Here is a 22,486-nt window from a genome sequence, read left to right as displayed (position 1 = left end):
GCGCTATCGCTGACCGAGCCGCTTAGATCGCAAGGGCTTCGCCCTCGCGTTGCGTCTGATGCAAGGCAGGCATTGTCCCATCTCAATTTGACAACGCGAAGTCGCGGACTGTTTATCGATTGCGGCTCAAACATAGGCCAAGGGTTTAAATACTTTTCTGCATACTACACGCCCGATAGATACGATTACGTTTTGATCGAACCCAACAAGAATTGCCTTGCGCAGCTTAATGCTTTGCGCGCAGAAAATTTGACTATGGAGATTGTCGCAAAGGCGGCGAGCGTGAAAGATGGCTACGCTGAATTGTTTGGCCCGCCTCCAGAACGGTCGGAGGCCACCCACCAAAGTTGCTCGATAGTCTTGGACCACAACGGAAGCCTGTATCAATCGCAGCGATTTGCGCCGGACCTCGTCGAAACGTTTTCGCTCTCACAGATGATCCGGACAAAGCGCAGGCTGTATGACGTGATCGTTCTCAAGCTCGATGTCGAAGGGGCAGAGTACGAAATTCTTGATGATTTGATCAGGGCTGGGACCCATCGTGATCTATATGCCGCCTATGTGGAATTCCACTCTCTTAAATTAAGGAATCCCGCGAGACGGGAGAAGCGCGCCCTGGAAGCCCGAATGGTGCGCGCGTTCAATGAAGCCGGCATTCGATTTAGAAGATGGATATAGCGTCCTGACGGGCACGTCCGGCTCCGACACAGCGCTAGATTGAAGAACAGTGGGGCGGGCGTCTATCGCCTCGGCGTGTATACGCTGTCCATCTTTTCGCTGCCTATCGGCAGCGCCATGTCGTCATCCAACAGCCGGGTGATCCGGGCAAAGCCCGCAAAAGCCTTTCTTGCTTCCTCGGCAGACATCTGACCTGCCAGAGCCGCAGCGCAGCAGTTCAGCGCGCATTGATACACCGGCCCGCGCCGTCCTCTCGGCCATTTCCGCAAAAACGCCATCGCTTCATTAACGCCCTCAATGTCTTCCACAGGCTGTCCCCGCCCGTGCGAGATCCGCACTGGCGAAAAGAATTGTAGGCGATCCATTTGTTCCTCCCGGTCGATCGCGATGCGTTCGATCGAACCTAACTAAATTCACGGCCAGCCAATTGGTTCCAGGCAAAAATGCGCACGGCCTTGATAAATGGCTGCGGACCAGCTGAGTGAATCGCCAGTCATCGCCCGACTTCTTGCCGTTGCGGGAACGTTCGGGGGGTTGATGCATTTCGACTTCAGCGATGATCTTTGAGGGAAACGCCAGACTATGAGAATAGCCCATGTGGCGCCGCTCCATGAATCCGTGCCGCCTCGGCTCTATGGAGGTACGGAGCGCATTGTCTCCTATCTGACCGAAGGATTGGTCGAGCTTGGCCATGACGTAACCTTGTTCGCCAGTGGCGATACAAGGACGTCGGCAAAATTGGTGCCGTGTCGCGAACGAGCCCTGCGTCTCGATCCACGTCCGCTGAAATCCGAGACAGCCGCGCATCTTTCGATGCTTTCCAAGGTGAGGAAACAAGCTCAAAAATTTGATATCATTCACTTCCATCTCAGCCATTTTCTGCACTTTTCCTTCTTTGATCACATGCCCGAGCGGACGGTGACGACGCCGCATGGCCGACTCGACTATGTCGATCTGGCGCCCGCCTATGAGCGTTTTCCACGCTTTCCGATGATCTCCGTTTCCCATAGCCAAAGAACGGGGCTCGCCAACGCGAACTGGTTGGCGACGATCCACCACGGGCTGCCGACCGATATCTACGAACCGGTTTTCGAGACGAGCCCAGGGGAGCCATATCTCGCCTTCCTTGGCCGGATGTCGCGCGACAAGCGTCCGGATCGTGCCATCGAGATCGCATTGCGCTCGGGCGTGAAACTGAAGTTAGCGGCAAAGATCGGCGATGACGACCGCGCCTATTTCCGCAAGATGGTCGAGCCGCTGGTCGACGGTAACCGTGTCGACTATGTCGGCGAGATCGAGGAGGACGAGAAGGCGGAGTTCCTCGGCAAGGCAGCAGGCCTAATATTCCCGATCGACTGGCCTGAGCCGTTCGGTCTTGCCGTCATAGAGGCGATGGCCTGCGGCACCCCGGTGATCGCCTGGAACTGCGGCGCCATGCCGGAGATCGTCGATCAGGGCGTGACCGGTTTTATCGTGGATTCCATGGAGCGCGCGGTTGCGTCTGTGCCCGACATGCTGCGGCTCGACAGGCGGGAGGTGCGAGCTGTCTTCGAAAGGCGGTTTTCCGCCAAAAGAATGACCCGCGACTATGTTTCCGCCTATGCGCGCCTGATCGGTGCCTCAGCCGAAGCAAGAGCGTCGTAAGCGGCGTTACCTCGGGGGCGCAGAGCGAAACGAGAGAGATGTATAGCGAATGACCCAACTCGACGAGCGCAAGCTTGATCCCGCGGTGGCACTTGCCTCCCTGGACGCCACCGCACCTCGGGAGCCGCACCGGCTGTTCGCCCTCAAGCAAGGCGACTGTTTTGCCGTGGCCGACGCCTACGGCGATATCCGCGGCGCCGGTGACGGTTTCTTCCGTGACGACACGCGAGTGCTTTCCGAATTCCGGCTGACCGTCGGCGGCCGGCAGACATCGCTGCTCGGCGCGTCGCTCAGTCAGGACAATGTGCTCTTCACCTCCAACCTGACCAATCTGCCGATGCAGAGCGTCCGCGGCCGGGACATTCCGCAGGGCGCGATCCATATCGAACGTGTCAGACTGCTTTGGCAGGACCGGCTGTTTGAACGCATCACCCTTTCCAATTACAGCCAGGAACACTCCACCATCCGCGTTTCGCTGCATTTTGCCGCCGATTTCCGCGACATGTTCGAAGTGCGCGGCTCGACAAGGCTGAAGCGCGGCATGGCCCATGCTGCCGAGACGGATGCGACCTCCGTCCTGCTTCGCTACGACGGGTTGGACGGGCTGGCGCGGATGTCGGCGATATCGTTCTCGCAGGCGCCGGAACATCTGACGGCCGACCGTGCGGATTTCCTGATTGCCGTGACGAGGCGCAGCAGCAAGATGCTGTATGTCGAAGTTGGTCCCGAGGCGGCGGAAACGCCGAACCGTGATCGCTTCCGCGCCGCTGCCGCCCGGGCTCGCTTCGGCATGCGGGCCAAGCGCCGCCACGGTGCCACGGTGCACAGTTCCGGGCGCGTCTTCAACGATTGGGTCGAGCGCGCTCGCGCGGATGTGGCGCTGCTGACCACCGAGCTTACGACCGGACCCTACCCCTATGCTGGCATTCCTTGGTTTTCGACGGCGTTCGGCCGCGATGGCGTGATCTCCGCGTTACAGATGCTATGGCTTAACCCGGGCTTGGCGCGAGGCGTGCTGGCCTTCCTTGCCCAGCACCAGGCGACGGAAACATCGCCGTTCAGCGATTCGCAGCCGGGCAAGATCATGCACGAGACCCGCAAAGGCGAAATGGCGGCGCTGCGGGAGCTCCCCTTCGGCCGCTACTATGGCGGTGTCGACACGACGCCGCTCTACATCCATCTCGCCTGCGCCTATGCGGACCGCACCGGAGACATGGCGTTCGTCGACAGCCTGTGGCCGTCGCTCTGCGCGGCGGCTGAATGGACCGAGGACGCAAGCCGGCCGACCGGCTTCGTTACCTATCAGCGTGCCGCCGCGTCCGGCCTCACCAACCAGGGATGGAAGGACAGTATCGATTCCGTCTTCCATGCAGATGGCCGAATCCCCAAGGGACCGATCGCCCTGGTGGAGGTGCAAGGCTATGTCTTTGCCGCGTTCCGGGGACTGGCGGCGCTCGCCCGCCGCCGCGGCGAGGATGACAGGGCCGATCATTGGGACAGCCGCGCCGAAGCCATGCGCACCGCTGTGGAACGCCATTTCTGGCTGGACGATCTCGGCTTCTATGCCTTGGCGATCGACGGCGCCGGAGAGCCCTGCAAGGTGCGGACGTCTAATGTCGGGCATCTTCTCTATGTCGGGCTCCCCGAGCCGACGCGGGCGCAGATGGTCGCCGACCAGCTGCTTTCGGCGTCCTTCCATTCGGGCTGGGGGCTGAGGACGCTCGCCGACGATGCTGTGTTCTTCAACCCAATGTCGTACCACAACGGTTCGATCTGGCCACATGACACCGCCATGTGCGGCGCCGGCCTGGCACGCTTTGGCGAGCGTGAAAGCGTGGTCCGGCTGATGAGCAGCACCTTCGAATCGGCGGTCCATTTCAACATGCGGCTGCCCGAACTGTTCTGCGGTTTTACCCGTGCGCCTGGCGAAGCGCCGATCGCCTATCCCGTCGCCTGCTTGCCGCAGGCGTGGTCGGCCGGGTCCGCCTTCATGCTGATGCAGGCCTGCCTCGGCCTGGAGATCGACGGCTGGGAGGGCGAAATCCACGTCACCCGGCCCAGGCTGCCGATTGGTATCGACATGCTCACGCTGAGGCATCTGGGCGTTGGCGCAAGGGCGGTGGATCTGACATTTCAGCGCGTCGGCGACAGGGTCGTCGCCTATCTCGCCGACCGGCACGAGGGCTTGGTGCCGCTCATCGTGCGCACCTAGTTTGGCTTTGCACATCGAATTGCCGCCTCGCTCCAACTACCGGAACCGATGACCCATCCGTGCGTTGCAAATCATGCCGGCGCACAGCGGCATGTCACCAGTGGCCGGCTTCGAAAAACAAAGAAAAATGGCCACCGACCGGCCGAAGGGAAAACGCTGTTCGAATGTCAGACTATGGCATAGAGGTCCTCTTGCTTCTGATCCTTGCAAGCCTCGGCCTTTCCGCTGTTGCCGTGTTGTTCTCGGCGTTCCAACGACGCCACAGCCACACGCCAGCTGTCGCATACGCTTCAGGCGACGACGTGGCTTCGGAAGCGGCTCGCAAAGTGCTGCGAGAGTTTGAAAAGAACGGCCACTCGGCCGATGCAGCGCTGGTCACATGGTCACCCGACACCTTGCGCAAGATTCTGGCCGACGATCTGCCGGAAACGCAGGTGATCGTGGTATCCAACCGCGAGCCCTACATCCACAACATCAGGGATGATGGCGTCGAGCTCTTGGTACCGGCCAGCGGGTTGGTTTCGGCGCTCGAGCCGATCACCCGCGCCTGCGCCGGCACCTGGATCGCCTATGGCGGTGGAACGGCGGACCGCCTCACGGTCGACAAGAACGACCGGGTTGAGGTGCCGCCTGGCAATCCGTCCTACACGCTGCGCAGGGTCTGGCTGACGGAGGAAGAATACCAGGGCTATTATCTGGGCTTCGCCAATGAAGGTCTGTGGCCGCTTTGCCATATCGCTTTCACCCGCCCGATTTTTCGCGCGTCGGATTGGGAAGCCTATGAGTCCGTCAACCGGAAGTTCGCTGATACGGTGGTTGCTGAAGCGCGCAACGCGCGGCCGATTGTGCTGGTCCAGGATTACCATTTCGCGCTCTTGCCGCGCATGATCCGCGAGCGCCTGCCCGAGGCGATCGTCATCACTTTCTGGCATATCCCGTGGCCCAACCCGGAAGTGTACAGCATCTGTCCTTGGCGTGAACGGATACTTGAAGGCCTGCTCGGCAGCTCTATCATCGGCTTCCATACCCAGTTCCATGCCAACAATTTCGCCGAAAGCGTCGATCGCTTCCTGGAAAGCCGTATAGAGCGGGCCGATGCGGCAATCTCCTACGGCGGACAGACGACTCTGGTGCACGCCTATCCCATCTCAATAGAATGGCCGGCCGAGCTTTTGGCAAAACTGCCTGATGTCGACGAATGCCGAGCCCGCCTGAGCGAGAGGTTCGGACTGAAAGCGGATGTCAAACTGTGCGTCGGCGTCGAGCGTCTCGACTACACGAAGGGCATTCTCGACCGTTTCTGGGCGCTGGAAGAATTGTTCACGAGACATCCCGAATGGATCGGGAAACTGGTGCTGCTTCAGATCGCGGCACCCAGCCGGGGCACGCTCCCAGCTTACAGGCAACTCCATAATGAATGCCACCGCTACATCGAAGAGCTCAACCAGCGCTACGGCAGCGAGGATTATAGTCCTGTCCTGATGGTAGACAAACATCACGCGCAGGAACAGGTCTACGAGATCTATCGAGCCGCCGACATATGCATGGTCACCAGCCTGCATGACGGCATGAACTTGGTGGCCAAGGAATTCGTCGCGGCGCGCGACGACGAACAAGGCGTGCTGTTGCTCAGCACCTTTGCCGGCGCTTCGCGCGAACTTCTGGAGGCACTGATCGTCAATCCCTACGATACTGCCATGACGAGCGAGGCGCTGCTGCAGGCGCTGACCATGACGCCGGACGAACAGCGCGAGCGTATGCGGCCCATGCGCGAGATGGTCCGCGACAACAATGTCTATCGCTGGGCCGGCAGCATGCTTCTGGATGCAGCCCGCCTTCGCAAGCGCGGCGACCTCGACCGGGTGATGGGTAACGGCGAGCGGCCATCGAACAACAACAACGTCATTCCCATATTCGAGCGGGCAAGAAAGGCAGTGTCGTGACGATCCTTCGCTGACACCGGCGCCGAAGCTCTCGGAAAGGATGCCCTCGATCGCATCAACGCGCCCTGCGCCATGGCCCCGGCAACCGGAGAAGCTGATCAGCCGATCTTCCCGTCGACGATGTGAATGCGGCGATCCATGCGCGCCGCCATGTCGAGATCATGCGTAACCGCCACGACGGTCTTACCGCGCTCGCGCACCAGATTCTCCAGAATTGCGAAGACCTGCTCGGAGCTCTTGCTGTCGAGGCTCCCTGTCGGCTCATCGGCCAGGATAAGCGGCGGGTCGTTGGCGAGCGAGCGTGCCACCGCGACGCGCTGACGCTGGCCGCCCGAGAGTTGGTCAGGCCGCTTGTCGAGATGTTCGCTAAGCCCCAGCGACGAAAGCAGCTCCCCTGCCCGTTCGCGCATCTGAGGCCGCGCCAGTTGGCCCAGCTTGCGCATTGGGATTTCGACATTTTCGCGCGCCGTGAACTCCGGCAGCAGAAAATGAAACTGGAACACGAAGCCCAGCATCGAAAGCCTGGTCCGCGCGCGCTCCCTTTCATTCATCGGCTCGGTGTCGCGGCCGCCTATTCTCAACGTCCCAGCGGTCGGCCGGTCGAGCAGCCCGAGCAGGTAGAGCAATGAGGATTTGCCGGAGCCGGAGGGACCGGTGACGGCGACGAATTCTCTCTCGTCGATCGCGAGCGTGATGTCCTTGACCAGCGTGACGGGAACCGTCTCGGGCAACACGCGCGTCAGTTTCTCAGTCTCGATGAGTGCGCTCATGACGCGCCTCTGATGATCTCGACGGGGTTCAGGCGCGCCGCACGGCGCGCCGGCAGGTAGCCGGCCACTGCGGCCGAACCCAGCGCGAAAGCCGACGCGATGACGTAGTGCATCAAGCTCCAGGCGATCGGTAGCCGGGTCATCTCCTGGCCGGTCGCGGCGATCTCGAAGCGCACCAGCGACAGCGCATAGGTCATGGAGAAGCCGAGCAGCGCGCCGAGCACGGAGCCGGCCGCGCCGATAGCCACACCTTCCAGCAGAAAGAGCCGGCGCATGTCGGACTCCGGGAAGCCAAGCGATTTCATAATGGCGATATCGCGCGCCTTCTCATGCGTGATGGTGGAGATGATGTTGTAGATGCCGAAGCCAGCGACCAGCATGATCGCGCCGACGACGGTGTACATGATGACGTTGCGTACGACGAGCGCCTCGAGAATCGATTCATTCGCCTCCTGCCATGCCACTGCCTTGTAGCCCAGTTCCGCCTCGGCACGGTGCGCCACCGCCGGCGCGCGGTTGGGATCGTCGAGCTTGATGCGGATCTCGTTGATAGCGTTCGGACGCGCGGAGAGGATCTGCGCGTTCTTCAGCAGCACATAGGCCTCACCTTCGTCGCGCGCGGTGGTGCCGGTGTGGAACAGGCCAGCGATCTTGAAGTTGCGCGTCAGCCCCTCGGAGGAAACCGCCGTTATCGTGTCGCCGAACCCGGCGCCGAGCCGGCTCGCCATCGTGTCGCCGATGAGCACGTTGTTACCGCCCGCGGCAAGTGCCGAAAAGCTGCCTTCGACGAAGTCTCCGACGATCGGCGACACGCCGGACTCGCGCTCCGGTTCGATCCCAATGATCGCCGCGCCCACTTCGCGGCTGGAATAGCGGATCACCCCCTGCGTTTTGAGGCTTGCCGCGAACCGGCCGGGAATCCAGCTCTCGAGCCAGGAGGTTGCGGCGGTCGGATTGATGATGCCGCGGCGATCGTCGCGCGGCCTGAGCCCGGAGATCGCAACTGTCGCGAAGGCATCCTCGGCTGGCTGGCGGCGGGCGGTGCGCTGCTCGTCGGTGATGTCGACATGCGGCATCGTGTCGACGAGTTGCCTGACGAAATCGTCCTGCCCGCCCTGCATCAGCGCCGCCATGGCGATGGAGAATCCGACACCGACAGCAACGCCGATCACGGCAACCAGCGTCTGGCGACCGCGGCCGGCAATATGCGTGATGGCGATGTCGAAGATAAGCGGCATCGTTGCTTCATCTCTCCTGGGCGGCGGTGATGCCCACGCGGCCCCCGTCGGCGAGGTCGGCGGGATAGGGCGAGATGACGCGAGCCTTCTCGTCGACGCCCGACAGAACCTCGACGCCATTGGTGCCGCGAATGCCCGTTCGGATTTCACGCCGCCGGGCGTTGTCGCCTTCGACTACGAACAGCTTGTTCGCATCCATCGCAGCGGGCGGGATCAGCAGCGCATTTTTCGCAACGCGGATGACGATGTTCACGTCGGTCGACATGCCTATACGAAGCGGCGTATCGTCCGGCAGGCGGAAACGGACGCGATAGGTCTTCGTCACCGGATCGCCCTTGGGCGTGATGCTGTCGACCACCGCTTCCAGGTTCTGGCTGAGGAACGCATCGGATTTAAGCAGCGCGCGCTGGCCGACCTCGACCCGGGGTATGTCCTCCTCGTTAACTTCGGCGACCACCAGGAGCGGCTTCGGCTCGCCGACCCAGAATAACACCGTGCCGAGCTCGGCGACCTCACCCACCTCGCCGTCCTGCCTGAGGACGACACCGGCGCTCGGCGCTCGTAACACGTAGGTGTCGAGTCGCGCTTTCTGTCCGGCAACCAGCGCTTCGATCTGGCCGAGCTCGCTCTGCGCACGATCGAACGCCTGCTGACTCGCCGCACGCCTTTCAGCAAGCACCGTCAGCCGCCGAAGCTCTTCCTGGGCAAGCGCTTGACGCGCTTCGAGCTCGCCAAGCACGGCCCTGGCCTCGCTGTCGTCGAGCTTGGCGAGCACGTCGCCTTGCGCAACCCTCGACCCTTCGCAATTACATTGCTGGACGATCCTCTCGCGGACCACGGGAGTCACCTTGGCCCAGGTTCGCGGCTCGACGGAGCCACTCGCGTAAACGATTTCCGCCGCGTCGCCGCGTTGTGGCGTGACGACCGAAACCTTGGCCGGCTGCCACAGATACCAAGCGCCGAAAGCAGCAGCCGCCGCGACCAAACCGATGCCAACAGTCCAGCGTATCCGTCGCAAGAAACTCTCCCTCCATCATCGAATCCGAACGTCGGGCGGGGTGGCAGACATAGCACTAGACCGACCGTCGGTCTATAAAAGTTGCATAAAGAAACGGTTCGTGCTCCTCTTGCTCCCAACCTGTACTTTGCGAGGTCGATTTTGCCCCGAGTGATAAAGCCGCCGGAGATACGATCCGCCGAGCTCCTCGACTGTGCCCAGCGGCTTTTCTTCGAGCAAGGCTACGACAACACGACGGTGAACGACATCATCCGCGAGGCTGGACTGTCGAAGGGCGCGTTCTACCACTATTTCGCATCGAAAGAGGCTCTGCTGGAGGCGCTCGCCACACGTCTCGCGCGCGACAGTTTCACCGAGTTGCAGCCCGTGCTCAACGATCCGTCACTCGATGGGCTTGGCCGGCTCAATGCGCTCTTTGCCGGCTCGCGGCGGCTGAACGTCGAGCTTGCCCCGCAATTGCGCAAGACTTTTTTCGTCCTGTTCCGGCCCGAGAACCTTGCCCTCTTCCATCGGGTCGACCAGGCGGCCAGGGAATTGGCCATGCCGATAATCACCGATCTGCTCAGGAAAGGAAGCGAGGAAGGCATCTTCGACGTGCCCGACCCGGAAGCTTTCGCCGAGATGTATTTGCAGCTGCGGCTGATCTTTCGAGATGTGATGCACCGCGCCCTGCTGAAGGCGGAACAGGGCAATATCGACGAAGCGGCGCGGCTGCTCGACGACCGGCTGCGGCTCTATGGCGTCGCAATCGACCGGCTTTTGAAGCTGCCCGACGGAACGATAGAAGCAGCGCAACCCGGGTTTGCCCGGGCTTTCCTCGAAGCAGACCCGTGAGCCGCCGAGCCCGCCAGGCCGTGGAGCAGCAATTCACCCGGTGCTGTCCAAATCAAGGGGCGTCAGTGAAAGACCGACACTCGCATTCTCTTCCGGCGTCGCGTTCCAGTAGCCGTATGCCGCGGCGGTCTTCAGGAAATGCTGGATCGCATCGGCTGAGGGAGGATCCGAATGCCTGCTTGCCCCGGCGATCGGCTTTCCGACTTCCCGGAAGAACCTGCCTATCTTTGACGTACTGACGAGGATCATCACGGCCGCTTCGTCCGACAGGTTTCGAAAGGCGTGCTTCGCCCCGCCCGGCACGTGGAAAACGTCGCCCGGCCGGATGGATACCCAGACGAAGCCTTCCGGCGACAGCGAAAGCCCTTCGATCTCGCCGGAAATCTGGATGAAGGTCTCCAGATCGGCGTGGCTGTGCAGCGGCACGGTAACACCAGGCGGGATGGTGCCGCGCATGATGCAAGGCTCGCCATCGCGCGGCGGCGTCAGAAACTGGACCACGGGGCCCAGCACGTCGAGCGTCTCGGCATTGCGCGGGTCGACGAGATGCCCCGTGCGCTCGCTGCTGGCACTATCGAGCATCCGATGCCTCCGTTCGGGTCGTTATCCCGGCGTATTAGCCCATGCGCCGACTAAGGGCGGCAGCATGATACACATCTGCCGTTCGATAGCCTCGCTGCGCAGCCGCTCGGCGAGCGTATCGACCTTCATTTCGGCGGCGGTCGCGACACCGACGGCCTCGGCCATCGGCAGCAGGCTGCGCAAGGTGCCGGCAATATAGTCGTAGATCGGCGAGTCGGGCCCGCTGCCGGCAAGACCGGCGGAATTCATGTGCGGCGCAGGCAGCCCTACGCCGGCGAAGACCATGGGCAGCCTGCTACCCATATCGACCTCGAAACCCGCCCGCTCGATCGTCTCGATGATCCAGCCGCGGCATTTGCTGAACAGCGGCGCCTCTGGAAAACTGCGGGCGAGCGGCATCGCCATTTCCTGGAAGGCGATGACGCCGCCCGGCCGCAGAAAACCAGCAAGCCTGCGCAGGGTTGTGGCCGGATCGGGCAGATACATCAGGACGAGCCTGCCGATCACCGCATCGAAGGTCTCCTCGGGCGAGAATGTATCAAGCTCGCCCACAGTGAAACATGTCCAGTAACACTGGCCGGATTCGGTGGCGCGCCGCTCGGCAATGTCTACAGCCTCTGCCGAGCGATCGACGCCGAGCACTCTTCCCGAGGGTCCGACCAGCTTCCCGGCCAGCAAGGAGACGTCGCCGACGCCGCAGCCAATGTCGAGCACGCGCATGCCCGGTCCTATGCCTGCGCTGCGCAGGATATGCTCCGTAAGGTCGTGAATGAGCGCTCCCTGTAGCTCCAGGCGCTTGAATTCGCCTTCCGTGTACCCCAAGGCATAGGGACGCGGATCCGTAGTGCGCTGATCGCAGTCGATCTTCGGCGCGTGTTCGGCAAGCAGATTGTCCATTATTTGACTCCATGATCGATTTATCTGGATTTGACTCCCGATTACCTGATCGCTGGGCAGCCCATATGGCCGCTCTGAGCTGAACCGTCACGATCGGAGATCAGTGCTACAAGGTGATTTCCGGAATCGGGAATTGCGTTACGACTGAAACAGGCGGCCGAGTGACGGGCCGCACAGGCGGAGAACCCTCGGCCGGGCCCTTCGGGCACGACTATGACTTTGGAGCCTGCGGTACGAACACAATGTGCGGTGTCTTCGGCGGACGATCGGGCGGCACATAATCCGGAACTGGCGTATCGTCTGCCGGTAGCGAAAGCACATATCGATGGATCGCGCGCAGGTCGGCCTCGGTCATGGCACGCAGGTTGAACCACGGCATAGGGGGGCGCGTCTCAATTGTACGCGCTAACTGTACCCAGTCGTCCTCGTCCATGGTGCGCAAAAGGTAGCGAAGATTCGTTGGATAAGTCGTGCCCCACGGCCCATTGAAGCCGAGAGCGCCGCCGATCAGCCATCGATCCTCGGGGACGTTGCCGGCCTTCTCCAAGTACCCTGGCGTATGGCAGTCGTTACAGCCGCCGATTTTCACCAGGTACCGACCCCGCTCGATCGAGTCGGCCGCTGTCGCCGCACCCAGCCCATTTTGGTCGAGCGTCGCGACTGTGAGCACTCCGCCCAGGCCAAGGGCGGCAATCCCGATGAGAGCCCATCGTACCATCAGCTTCTCCGGTTTCGCTGGCATTTGACGCCGACGAGACCATGATCCTTTCCGAAAACCGGTTTCCGCTTTCGGGATCATGGCCTGGGCGCGGATGGAACATCGAACAGCCCTGCTACGCGTTGATTTCAGCCAGGTGTAATTTTGGTTACGGTTGTAACGAAGAGTCCGGCCGACCGTGATCAGCCTGAATGCAGATGGCGGGCAAGGCATTGTGCGACGGCAGCCGACATCAGCGGCTTCTTGATGACTTCGCTTATGCCGGCGGCCGTCAGTTGACGCGATCGGAGCGGGCGGCCGTAACCGGTCATCAGGACAATTGGAAGGTCCGACCGTATCTCATGCAACTGGCCGGAGAACTCGATTCCTGTCATATCAGGCATGACCTCGTCCGTTAACACCAGGTCGAAGCGCTCCGGATCGGTACGGAATGCGCTGAGAGCCGCAGGGCTTCGGTCGAACCCGACTGGCTCGTAGCCAAGCGCGGCGAGCATTTCCTCGGCAAGTTGCATCAGCGGCGTGTCGTCGTCCACGACCAAGATCGTCTCGCCGTTGCCATACTGGATCGGAACCTCGGTGCCCTCGCCCTCATCCACATCCTGGATTGCAGCGGACTCGATCTGCGGAAAATAGATCTCGAAGGTCGTGCCTTCGCCAAGTTGGCTCTTCACGTCGACTGCGCCTCTATGCGCCGCGACGATGCCATGCACCGTCGACAGGCCGAGCCCGGTGCCTTGCCCCGCCGGTTTGGTCGTGAAGAACGGCTCGAAGATGCGCTCGAGCGTTGCCTGATCCATGCCGCTGCCGTTGTCCCTGACGGCAAGGCGGAGATGGCGGCCGGCGGGCAGGTTGCCGTGCGACAGCATCCGCGCCTCCGCCATCTCCGTCGTGTCGAGAGCGATCTCCAATACGCCGCGGTTGTTCATCGCCTGCGCCGCGTTGGTGCCGAGATTCATCACCACCTGCTGAAGTTCGGTCGGATCGCCCATCATCGCGGCATCCGCGACTGCAAGATGCGTCTCCACTGAAAGTGTTGTGGGAAACGAGGCGCGCAGCAGGTCGACCGCCTCCGCAACCACGGGCTGCGCCCGCAGTGCGTGGTGCTGCCGCTCGCGGCGACGGCCGAAGGCAAGTATCTGCTCCGTGACGTCCTGCGCCCGCCTCCCGGCCTTCATGATCTGCTGGACGTAACGCCGCGCGCGAGACTCTTTCAGCAGCACCGCCAGCGCCATCTCGCCATAGCCGAGGACGGCGCCTAGGATGTTGTTGAACTCGTGCGCTATGCCACCGGCGAGTGTTCCGATTGCTTCCAGCCGCTGTGCCTGATTGAGCCGCGCCTGCAGCGCCTCGCGTTCACGTTCATTGTGCTCGCGCGCGATGGCATTGGCGAAAATCTCGGCGGCGGTGCGCAGCAGGGCGATGTCATCGTCGGTCCAGTGCTTTTCGTGCGTGACGGTATCGAGAGCCAGAAAACCCAGCCGCTCGCCGGCATGTGACAATGGTATGCACAGCCAGGATTGAAACCGGTGCGCCTGCAGGCGTGCCTTCTCTCGCCCCTCGGGAAGCTCGCCGACGCGGGGAACATCGATGCAGCCTTGCCGCTCGTGGTTCGCGAGCGTCCAGCGTGAAGCCAGCTCGATCATGTCTTTCGACAGGCGGGCCGGCGTGTTCCCGCTCGGATGGCGATAGAAGTAGCCTCCGGAAGATCCGGCATCGTGCGTGCGGCTTACGACAATCTGAGCGCCGTCCAGCCCGGCATGTTCCACCAAGCGCGCGAGGCCCTTGCTGATGCCGGCCCGGATGCGGTCGCGCGGCAGATTGATGAACTGGGTGGAGATCGAGGCGATCAGACCCTCGAATTCCAGCCGCTCGCGCAGGATCCGCGCGTTGTAGCGCAGCCGGGCGAACAGATAGGCCACATAGCCCACGAGGACCAGCGCGGCGATGTAGAGCAGCGCCTGAAACCGCGCGGCACGCGCCGCAGCGCGCCCATGCGCATCGAGATAAAGGTCCTGCAGCGCGCGAGCCCGTTCGCTCGTTGGCGCAGTCTGTAGACGGGCGACGAGGTCGTCGACCGCCGGAAGCCTGGTCACGATAAGCCGGCCGTGGGAGACGAGCGAGTGGACGTCGCTTGGCTGCACGGCATCGACGGACGGCCTGGCCAACCGGTCGAGCGCAGCGGTCACTGCCTTTGCCGCCTCCGGCTGGGGATCGCTGATGAACCGCGACATTGTGATCATGAGGGCTCCGATCTCGACCGCTCGAAGGCCGTCGCCCTGGCTCGTAAGCCGACCGCTCAAGTAGTTGAAATAGTTCAGCGAGTTCTGCAGCAGCGCGTTGTCCGACTTGAACGCCTCGACAAGCGTTTCCTCGTCGCGCACTGCGGCGACGACATCGGCGATCCCCTGGTCAATCTCCGCCCGAGCTCCGCCGCTGGCGATGTCCCGGGCGGCTGGCAGCGTCTGCGTCGCAGCGTTCAGGTTCTCGATCGACCGCACAAGCGGATCGTAGCTGCGCAGCAGTCCCGCGCGTGCCCGCAACACATCGCGCTGCAGGGCCGCGTTATAGAGGATGACGGTCCTGAGAGCGTCGAGCGTGCGTTCGTGGCGCGCGCCATCAGGGGCCGCGCCCTGCACCAGAAAATAGGTCAGGACGATGAGCAGGCAGGCGACGACCGGCGCCAGGACGCGTAGCGACTTCATTGCTGCAGACGATCGGCTGCGCTGGTCAACGGCCGGCCGCGATACTCGCCCGTCAGCGTCCCGAGGAATTCGACGATGAGATCGGCATCGCGCTGGTCAAGCTCCCGGCCGAGTTGGTTCCGCGCCATGATCCTCACTGCCTGTCCAAGCGATGCGGTACGGCCGTCGTGAAAATACGGCGCCGTCACCGCGACGTTGCGCAGGCTGGGAACGCGGAACACATGGCGATCGCTCTCGGCGCCGGTAATGGCGAAACGGCCGAGATCCGCCTGGGTCAGGGTTTTCTGGCCGGCAAAGGGATCCTGGAAGATGCCGAACTTCTGAAACAAATTGCCGCCTACATTGGCGCCTTGATGGCAAGCGATGCAGCCATACGCCTTGAACAGCTGATAGCCATGTTCCTCGTCCGCCGTGATGGCGCCGCGCTCGCCCTTGAGATAGCGATCGAAACGGGCATTGGGCGTGATCAGCGAGCGTTGAAAGATGGCTAGGGCGTCGAGCACTTCCGTCCGGCCGGGGGCGGCGCCGTAGACGTCTACGAATCGCTGCGAATAGTCCGGATCGGAGCGCAATTTCGGCAGCAATTCCTCCCAACTTGTGTTCATCAGCCTGTCATCGAGCAGGGCTGCCTCGTTCTGCTCCTCGAGAGTGCGGAAATTGCCCCGCCAGTTCAGCCGGAAATCGAGTGCTGCGTTGAAGACGGTCGGCGCGTTGAAATCGAGCGGCTCGCCATCCGCCGCCGTGGAACGAGCCCTGCCGTCGTCGCCGCTGAGATCGAGCCTGTGGCAGCCGCTGCAGGCGATGGCATCATCCTGCGACAGCCGGACATCGTTGAACAGGCTCTCGCCAAGTGCGGTCTTCGGCTGGTCGGAAGAACCAATGCCCATTATCGGAGCAATCGGCTCGCCGATCGGAGGGGCCGGCTGATTGACCAAGGCCAACGCAAATGGTGCCGCCGCTGCCAAGCAAAGCGGAACAAAAAGCCCCGCTCGAACCTTACCGATCTGCTCATGCGCCATCGAGTGAGCCTGTGGTATCCGATCACGAAGATCATCGGCGCATACCAACAAATCGCCGAAAATCAACGGTAAGTCTAATAAAGCAACGGCTCGGTCATGGGTTCCATACGTGCGGACGGTCTGAGATGTCAGTCGAACAGAACACTCGCTACGAAGAGCAGTCGAAAGGCAGACTCGAACAGGCAGCGGCGCCGAAGCATATTCTTGTCGTCGATGACGACCCCGAAATCCGCGAAATGCTCACCAATTACCTGGAGAGCGAGAACTTCAGGGTCAGCGCTGTCGCCGACAGCCGGGCCATGTCGCGTGTCCTCAATGAAAGACCAGTAGACCTGATGATCCTCGATATGCGGCTTGCCGATGAGGATGGGTTTGAAATCATGCGGCAACTCGGCAGCCCGCCGGAAGCTCCCATCATCATTATCACCGGCCACAGGCGCGACGAAGTGGATCGCGTCGTCGGACTGGAGCTCGGAGCCGACGACTACATCACCAAGCCCTTCAGCCTCAGGGAACTGCTTGCGCGCGTTCGCGCCGTGCTGCGGCGATCGGGGTCAACGCGCCAGAATTCGCGGGGCAAGAAGCACAAACGCTACCGCTTTGCCGGCTGGGAACTCGACATGCGGATGCGGCGCCTGAAATCGCCCGCGGGCGAAGCAACGCCGCTGACCGCGGGGGAGTTCAACCTGCTGGCAGCGTTCCTGCAATCGCCGCAGCAGATCCTGAGCCGCGAGCAGCTTCTCGCTGCCAGCAGGATTCACGACGAAGAGGTGTTTGACCGCAGTATCGACGTGCAAATACTGCGACTGCGCCGCAAGCTCGAGGTCAACCCGAGCGAGCCGCAGCTCGTTGTCACCGAGCGGGGCGCCGGCTACGTGTTCGCTGCCTCGGTCGAGGTGCTGTGACATTGCCGTAGGGCGCCGCGTTCATGGCGGCGTGCAAATATGAACGTTCATCGCCTCAGCGCATGCACGCTATCAATATTTTCGCCCCCGATCGGCAGCGCCATGTCTTCGTCGAGCAGGCGCGTGATGCGGGCGAAGCCGGCAAAGGCCTTCCTTGCTTCCTCCGCCGACATCCGGCCCGCCAGAGCCGCGGAGCAGCAATTCACCGCGCATTGGTAGACTGGCCCACGTCGGCCTGTTGGCCATTTACGCAAGAACCCCATCGCTTCTGCTACGCTATAAATTTCTTCGACAGGGCTTTCCTGCCCGCGCGAAATCCGCACAGGCGTAAAGAATTGCAGGCGATCCATCGTTTCCTCCCGGTCGATCGCTATGTGCTTGATCGAACCTTTAAACTTACGGCTGGCCATTTGGTTTCCGGCAAACAGTGCCCGGTGCTAAAAAGAGGTCGGGCTAAGACTAAGTCTTTCACATCGTTCGACTGAAATCGAATCACCAAACGTGACAAACGAGGCGATCAACCGTTACGCGCCGATAAGCGCGATTCTCATTGAATATCTTTAAGGTCAAAGCCGACAAATCAATCGGTTGCCGGTTCCCCAGCGTCAGGCTTAACCTGCGTAGTCAACGCGTGGAGGCGCGCGGCAACCAAGGGGAGGACATCGCAATGACCATACAAGGCGCATCACCCGACCTGTACAACGAAGATCTCGCTCCGGCGAAGGTTCGAAACTGGGGACCGTTCTCGATCTTCAACGTCTGGACGTCGGACGTCCACAGTCTCTGGGGCTACTATCTGGCGGCAAGCCTGTTCCTGTTCTGCGGTGGCTTCGTCAACTTCGTTATCGCCATCGGCATCGGTTCGCTGATCATCTACGTGCTGATGAACATGGTCGGCTATGCCGGCGTGAAGACCGGAGTGCCCTACCCCGTGCTTGCCCGCGCCTCCTTCGGCATCTGGGGCGCCAACATACCGGCGTTGGTGCGCGCCATCGTCGCTTGCTTCTGGTACGGCGCGCAGACTGCGGCCGCGTCCGGCGCTATCGTGGCATTGCTGATCCGATCGCAATGGTTCGCCGACTTCAATCAGAATACGCACTTCCTCGGGCATACTGGCCTTGAAGTGATCGGCTTCGCGGTGATCTGGGCGCTGCAGTTGCTGATCATCCAGAAAGGCATGGAAACGGTGCGCCGCTTCCAGGACTGGGCCGGACCGGCGGTATGGGTGATGATGCTGATCCTGGCGATCTATCTCTGCGTCAAATCCGGGACTTTTGCCTTCACCAGCGACATTCCGATGGACGTGCTGCTCGAAAAGACCAAGGACGCTGGCGTGCCCGGTACGCCGGGCTCATGGACCTCGCTGTTCGCCGTGGCGGCGATCTGGGTGACCTATTTCTCGGCGCTCTATCTCAACTTCTGCGATTTCGCCCGTTATGCGCCGGACAAGGCGTCGCTGCGCAAGGGCAATATCTGGGGTCTGCCGGTCAACCTTATCCTGTTCTCGCTGGTCGCCGGCGTCACCACGATTGCCGCCTTCGACGTCTATGGCGAGGTGCTGCTGCATCCCGACCAGATCTCGGCCAAGTTCGACAGCTGGTTCCTGGCAGCGCTCGCCGCCTTGACCTTCGCCGTGGCGACGCTCGGCATCAACGTGGTCGCAAACTTCGTGTCGCCGGCATTCGATTTTTCCAACGTCTTTCCACGGCAGATCGATTTCAAGAAGGGTGGCTACATCGCGGCGCTGATCGCACTGGTGCTCTACCCCTTCGCGCCATGGGAAGGCAGCGCGGCCTCCTTCGTCAACATCATTGGCGCGACGATGGGGCCGATCTTCGGTGTCATGATGGTCGACTATTACCTGATCCGGAAGGGCGAGGTCGACGTCGAGGCCCTCTACAGGGAAGACGGCGAGTTCCGCTTCCAGAACGGTTGGCACGTCAATGCCTTCATCGCCGCCGGCATCGGCGCGATCTTCTCCTCGGTCCTGCCGAACTTCACCAACTGGCTACCGTCGTGGTGGGGCGTCTATGGCTGGTTCTTCGGCGTGGCGATCGCCGGTGTCATCTACTATGTGCTGCGCACGATGGCACTGGGCGCTAGGGCCAGGATGGCCAAGGCCTGAAAGATTCGGGGGCGGCGCAAGCCGCCCCGTTCTACTTCACGACCATCTCCGCCAAGCGGCGCACTGTGTTCCAGTTGCGCGATGTGCCGACGCCGAGACGCTTATGGCCGGACGCCGCAAGCAAACGCGAACTTGGCGTCTCGCGGGAAAAGACGATCCAGATGTCGCCGCCGACCGCCTGCCCCCTTTCATCCTTGCCGATATAGGCCTCTAGTGCCGCGACGGCTTCCGCCGGAACGGGCTTTCGCATAACGCGCACCGCCACCTGATCCGCGGCGGCAGCCGACTCGGCGGGAAACGGATTGCCGGCAGCAAGCCTCAACCAGTCATCCGCGCGACGCACGATGATATCGACATGACGGCCGAAGATTGTCTCGAATGCTGCTTCGAGCCGCTCTTCCAGCACTGCAATTTCTGTTTCTTGCGCCTCGAAAACCAGATTGCCGGTCGCCACCAGTGTGCGCGGGTTGTTCAGGGCCAAGCCCTCCGCCATGGCCTTGAGATCGGACATGACGACCCGGCGTCCCTCGCCCAGAACGATGCTGTAAAGCAGCGCGACATAGGTTTGCATGGTGGCCCGTCGGCCTTTTAGACCAGGCGGCTCTGTTCCACCGCCGCTTCGATGAAGCTGGCAAACAGTGGATGCGGGTCGAGCGGCCGGCTTTTCAGCTCGGGATGGTACTGCACGCCGATGAACCAGGGGTGGTCAGGGTATTCGACCGTCTCCGGCAGCACGCCGTCCGGCGACATGCCGGCAAAGACCAGGCCGCAATCCTCGAGCCGCTGCTTGTAGTCGACATTGACTTCGTAGCGGTGGCGGTGGCGCTCGGAAATCTGCGTGTCACCATAGATGTCGGCGATTTTCGAGCCCTTGGCGAGGTCCGCCTGATAGGCACCGAGCCGCATGGTGCCGCCGAGGTCGCCGGTTTCCCTGCGCTTCTCCAGCATGTTGCCCTTCAGCCATTCGGTCATCAGGCCGACGACCGGTTCCTCGGTCGGACCGAATTCGGTCGACGAGGCATGCTCGACGCCGGCCAGCGAACGCGCTGCCTCGATGCAGGCCATCTGCATGCCGAAGCAGATGCCGAAATACGGCACTTTTCGCTCGCGGGCGAACTTTGCCGCCAGGATCTTGCCTTCCGCGCCGCGCTCGCCAAAGCCGCCGGGGACCAGAATGCCATGGACCTTCTCCAGCCACGGCGCCGGATCTTCCTTCTCGAATATCTCGCTCTCTATCCAGTCGAGCTTGACCTTAACGCGGTTGGCAAGACCGCCATGCGACAGCGCCTCGATCAGCGATTTGTATGCGTCCTTGAGGCCGGTGTATTTGCCGACGACGGCGATGGTCACCTCGCCTTCCGGATTGTGGATGCGGTTGGACACCGCTTGCCAGGGCTCCATCCGCGGCTTCGGCGCCGGATCGATGCCGAACGCGGCCAGCACTTCCGAATCCAGCCCTTCATTGTGATAGGCCATCGGCACATCGTAGATGTGCGGCACGTCGAGCGCCTGGATAACTGCGCTTTCGCGCACATTGCAGAACAGCGACAGTTTACGGCGCTCTTCCTTGGGGATGGGTCGGTCGGCGCGGACCAGCAGGATGTCGGGTGCGATGCCTATGCCGCGCAATTCCTTGACCGAATGCTGGGTCGGCTTGGTCTTCAATTCGCCCGCCGTCGGAATGTATGGCATCAGGGTCAGATGCACATAGACGGCGTTGTTGCGCGGCAGGTCGTTGCCAAGCTGGCGGATCGCCTCCAGGAACGGCATCGCCTCGATGTCGCCGACAGTGCCGCCGATCTCGCACAGCACGAAGTCGTAGTCGTCATTGCCGTTGAGGACGAAATTCTTGATCTCGTCGGTGACGTGCGGAATGACCTGCACCGTGGCGCCGAGATAGTCGCCGCGCCGCTCCCGCTCGATGATGTTCTTGTAGATGCGGCCTGTGGTGATGTTGTCCTGCTGGTTGGCCGAGCGGCCGGTGAAGCGCTCATAATGACCAAGATCGAGATCGGTCTCGGCGCCGTCGTCGGTCACGAAGACTTCGCCATGCTGGTATGGCGACATCGTGCCGGGATCGACATTGAGATAGGGATCAAGCTTCTTTATGCGCGCGCGATAGCCTCGCGCCTGCAAGAGAGCCCCAAGGGCCGCTGCAGCGATGCCTTTTCCGAGTGAGGAAACCACGCCGCCTGTGATGAATACATATCGCGCCATGGGAGTCATCGCTTAACGCGGCCGAATTGATTCCGCCAGAGAAAAAAACCGCCGCGAAGGCTTTTTCCCAAGAAGGCGCTGTGGTGATGGGTGAGCAAAACAAAAGGGCCGGCGAGGCCGGCCCTTTCGGCGGTATGGTTAAAAACGTCAGATGATGACGACCTTGGTGCCGACTTTCACCCTGCGGTAAAGGTCCATAACGTGCTCGTTGATCATGCGGAAGCAGCCATTGGAGGCGCTCGTTCCGATCGACTGCGGCGCGATGGTGCCGTGAATGCGCAGATGCGTGTCCTTCTTGCCCTCGTAGAGATAGATGGCGCGCGCGCCGAGCGGATTTTCACCGCCGCCGGGCATGCCGTCCTTGTATTGGCCGTAGTGCTTCGGCTCGCGCTTCTGCATGTCGAGCGTCGGGATCCAGCGCGGCCATTCCTGCTTATCGCCGACCGCGACCGTGCCCTTGAACTGCAGGCCTTCACGGCCGACGGCGATGGCGTAGCGGCGGGCCGTCGACGAGGATTCGACGAGGTAGAGGCGCCGCGCGCTCGTATCGATGACGATGGTGCCGGGATTGTAGCCGGTGAACTCCACGCTCTGCGGCACGAACTCCGGCTTTACCGTGAACTGTTTCTTGGCTTCCTTCCTGGCGAGTGCGGCATCAAGGGCGCGCGTTTCGGGAAGCAGCGACATCGAAGAGGACGAGGCGGTGCCGCCGAACAGGCCGGCAAAGAGCCCGACGTTCTGCGGCTTCTGTCCGACCGGCTCGCTGCGCAATTCGCCGTTGTTGCGGACCAGCGCGACGTTCATGGCCTCGGCGGAAACTGGTTCGGCCGACTGGATCGGTGCCATAGGTTGAAGCGGTTCGATGATCTTGACGGTCTTCTTCTTAGCCGGCTTGGCGTCGGCCAGCTGGGCAGGCTTCTCTTTCTTGGCAAGGCCCTTCTTGGCAAGAAACGCCTGCCGTTCCGCCTCGGCCTTGGCTTTGGC

20 protein-coding genes are annotated in these 22,486 nt (G+C 61.9%); 7 read left to right on the top strand and 13 right to left on the bottom strand.

The window, feature by feature from the left end:
• A partial coding sequence (locus tag E5W87_RS18675; protein WP_292400532.1) for an FkbM family methyltransferase occupies positions 1–678 on the top strand: 678 nt, incomplete at its 5' end.
• A gap of 62 nt (positions 679–740) precedes the next feature.
• Here the strand turns inward: E5W87_RS18675 and E5W87_RS18670 are convergent.
• Positions 741–1,043, bottom strand: coding sequence for a DUF982 domain-containing protein (locus tag E5W87_RS18670; RefSeq protein ID WP_292400529.1), 303 nt, complete (start codon positions 1,041–1,043; stop codon positions 741–743).
• Positions 1,044–1,260: 217 nt separating this feature from the next.
• Here E5W87_RS18670 and E5W87_RS18665 point away from each other — a divergent pair, with 217 nt between their 5' ends.
• From E5W87_RS18665 to E5W87_RS18655, 3 genes are all read left to right on the top strand, one after another.
• Positions 1,261–2,322, top strand: a complete 1,062-nt coding sequence (locus E5W87_RS18665; protein ID WP_292400526.1) for a glycosyltransferase family 4 protein — start codon at positions 1,261–1,263, stop codon at positions 2,320–2,322.
• Positions 2,323–2,371: 49 nt separating this feature from the next.
• A complete protein-coding gene (locus E5W87_RS18660) occupies positions 2,372–4,534 on the top strand; it encodes an amylo-alpha-1,6-glucosidase (RefSeq protein ID WP_292400523.1) in 2,163 nt (720 codons plus the stop codon).
• A 164-nt stretch (positions 4,535–4,698) separates the two neighbouring features.
• Positions 4,699–6,477 (top strand): trehalose-6-phosphate synthase, encoded by a 1,779-nt coding sequence (locus E5W87_RS18655; protein WP_292400520.1) that lies wholly within the window; start codon positions 4,699–4,701, stop codon positions 6,475–6,477.
• Between the two features lie 98 nt (positions 6,478–6,575).
• On the opposite strand, the gene E5W87_RS18650 is transcribed toward E5W87_RS18655, so the two are convergent.
• Genes E5W87_RS18650 through E5W87_RS18640 form a run of 3 tightly spaced genes read right to left on the bottom strand, consistent with a single transcriptional unit; the run spans position 6,576 to position 9,476 of the window.
• Positions 6,576–7,247, bottom strand: coding sequence for an ABC transporter ATP-binding protein (locus tag E5W87_RS18650; RefSeq protein WP_292400517.1), 672 nt, complete (start codon positions 7,245–7,247; stop codon positions 6,576–6,578).
• Entirely contained in the window at positions 7,244–8,485 is a 1,242-nt protein-coding gene (locus E5W87_RS18645; protein ID WP_292400513.1) for an ABC transporter permease, read from the bottom strand. The genes E5W87_RS18650 and E5W87_RS18645 overlap by 4 nt, the downstream gene beginning before the upstream one ends.
• Positions 8,486–8,492: 7 nt before the next feature.
• A complete protein-coding gene (locus tag E5W87_RS18640; RefSeq protein ID WP_292400538.1) occupies positions 8,493–9,476 on the bottom strand; it encodes an efflux RND transporter periplasmic adaptor subunit in 984 nt (327 codons plus the stop codon).
• Positions 9,477–9,644: 168 nt separating this feature from the next.
• Here E5W87_RS18640 and E5W87_RS18635 point away from each other — a divergent pair, with 168 nt between their 5' ends.
• A complete protein-coding gene (locus E5W87_RS18635) occupies positions 9,645–10,337 on the top strand; it encodes a TetR/AcrR family transcriptional regulator (protein ID WP_292400510.1) in 693 nt (230 codons plus the stop codon).
• 33 nt (positions 10,338–10,370) lie between these two features.
• Here the strand turns inward: E5W87_RS18635 and E5W87_RS18630 are convergent, their stop codons facing one another.
• The 5 genes from E5W87_RS18630 to E5W87_RS18610 form a co-directional block, all read right to left on the bottom strand.
• Complete coding sequence (locus E5W87_RS18630) at positions 10,371–10,919, bottom strand: cupin domain-containing protein (protein WP_292400507.1); 549 nt, start codon at positions 10,917–10,919, stop codon at positions 10,371–10,373.
• A 21-nt stretch (positions 10,920–10,940) separates the two neighbouring features.
• Positions 10,941–11,816 (bottom strand): class I SAM-dependent methyltransferase, encoded by an 876-nt coding sequence (locus E5W87_RS18625; protein WP_292400505.1) that lies wholly within the window; start codon positions 11,814–11,816, stop codon positions 10,941–10,943.
• A 211-nt stretch (positions 11,817–12,027) separates the two neighbouring features.
• A complete protein-coding gene (locus E5W87_RS18620; protein ID WP_292400502.1) occupies positions 12,028–12,534 on the bottom strand; it encodes a cytochrome c in 507 nt (168 codons plus the stop codon).
• A 182-nt stretch (positions 12,535–12,716) separates the two neighbouring features.
• The gene (locus E5W87_RS18615) at positions 12,717–15,236 is read right to left on the bottom strand and encodes a two-component system VirA-like sensor kinase (protein ID WP_292400499.1); all 2,520 of its coding nucleotides are present in this window, start codon (positions 15,234–15,236) and stop codon (positions 12,717–12,719) included.
• Entirely contained in the window at positions 15,233–16,123 is an 891-nt protein-coding gene (locus E5W87_RS18610) for a cytochrome c peroxidase (RefSeq protein WP_292400496.1), read from the bottom strand. Before E5W87_RS18610 ends, E5W87_RS18615 begins: the two co-directional genes overlap by 4 nt.
• 59 nt (positions 16,124–16,182) lie before the next feature.
• Here E5W87_RS18610 and E5W87_RS18605 point away from each other — a divergent pair, with 59 nt between their 5' ends.
• Positions 16,183–17,160 carry a response regulator gene (locus E5W87_RS18605; RefSeq protein WP_367118837.1) on the top strand — a complete coding sequence of 326 codons (978 nt, stop codon included), beginning with the start codon at positions 16,183–16,185 and terminating at the stop codon, positions 17,158–17,160.
• A 47-nt stretch (positions 17,161–17,207) separates the two neighbouring features.
• Here E5W87_RS18605 and E5W87_RS18600 read toward each other — a convergent pair whose 3' ends face one another.
• The gene (locus E5W87_RS18600; protein WP_292400534.1) at positions 17,208–17,510 is read right to left on the bottom strand and encodes a DUF982 domain-containing protein; all 303 of its coding nucleotides are present in this window, start codon (positions 17,508–17,510) and stop codon (positions 17,208–17,210) included.
• A 317-nt stretch (positions 17,511–17,827) separates the two neighbouring features.
• Between E5W87_RS18600 and E5W87_RS18595 the strand changes: the two genes are divergently transcribed.
• Positions 17,828–19,285, top strand: coding sequence for an NCS1 family nucleobase:cation symporter-1 (locus E5W87_RS18595; protein WP_292400493.1), 1,458 nt, complete (start codon positions 17,828–17,830; stop codon positions 19,283–19,285).
• Positions 19,286–19,316: 31 nt separating this feature from the next.
• Here E5W87_RS18595 and E5W87_RS18590 read toward each other — a convergent pair whose 3' ends face one another.
• The 3 genes from E5W87_RS18590 to E5W87_RS18580 form a co-directional block, all read right to left on the bottom strand.
• On the bottom strand, positions 19,317–19,856 hold the full coding sequence (locus E5W87_RS18590; protein ID WP_292400491.1) for a DUF1697 domain-containing protein: 540 nt from the start codon (positions 19,854–19,856) through the stop codon (positions 19,317–19,319).
• Positions 19,857–19,873: 17 nt separating this feature from the next.
• Positions 19,874–21,511, bottom strand: coding sequence for a CTP synthase (locus tag E5W87_RS18585; RefSeq protein ID WP_292400488.1), 1,638 nt, complete (start codon positions 21,509–21,511; stop codon positions 19,874–19,876).
• Between the two features lie 138 nt (positions 21,512–21,649).
• Positions 21,650–22,486: L,D-transpeptidase (locus E5W87_RS18580; protein WP_292400484.1), on the bottom strand; the 837-nt coding region annotated here is incomplete at its 5' end.

Origin of the sequence: Mesorhizobium sp., assembly GCF_004962925.1 — a bacterium.
Classification (GTDB): Bacteria; Pseudomonadota; Alphaproteobacteria; order Rhizobiales; family Rhizobiaceae; genus Mesorhizobium.
This window is presented reverse-complemented; position numbering and strand designations above follow the sequence as displayed.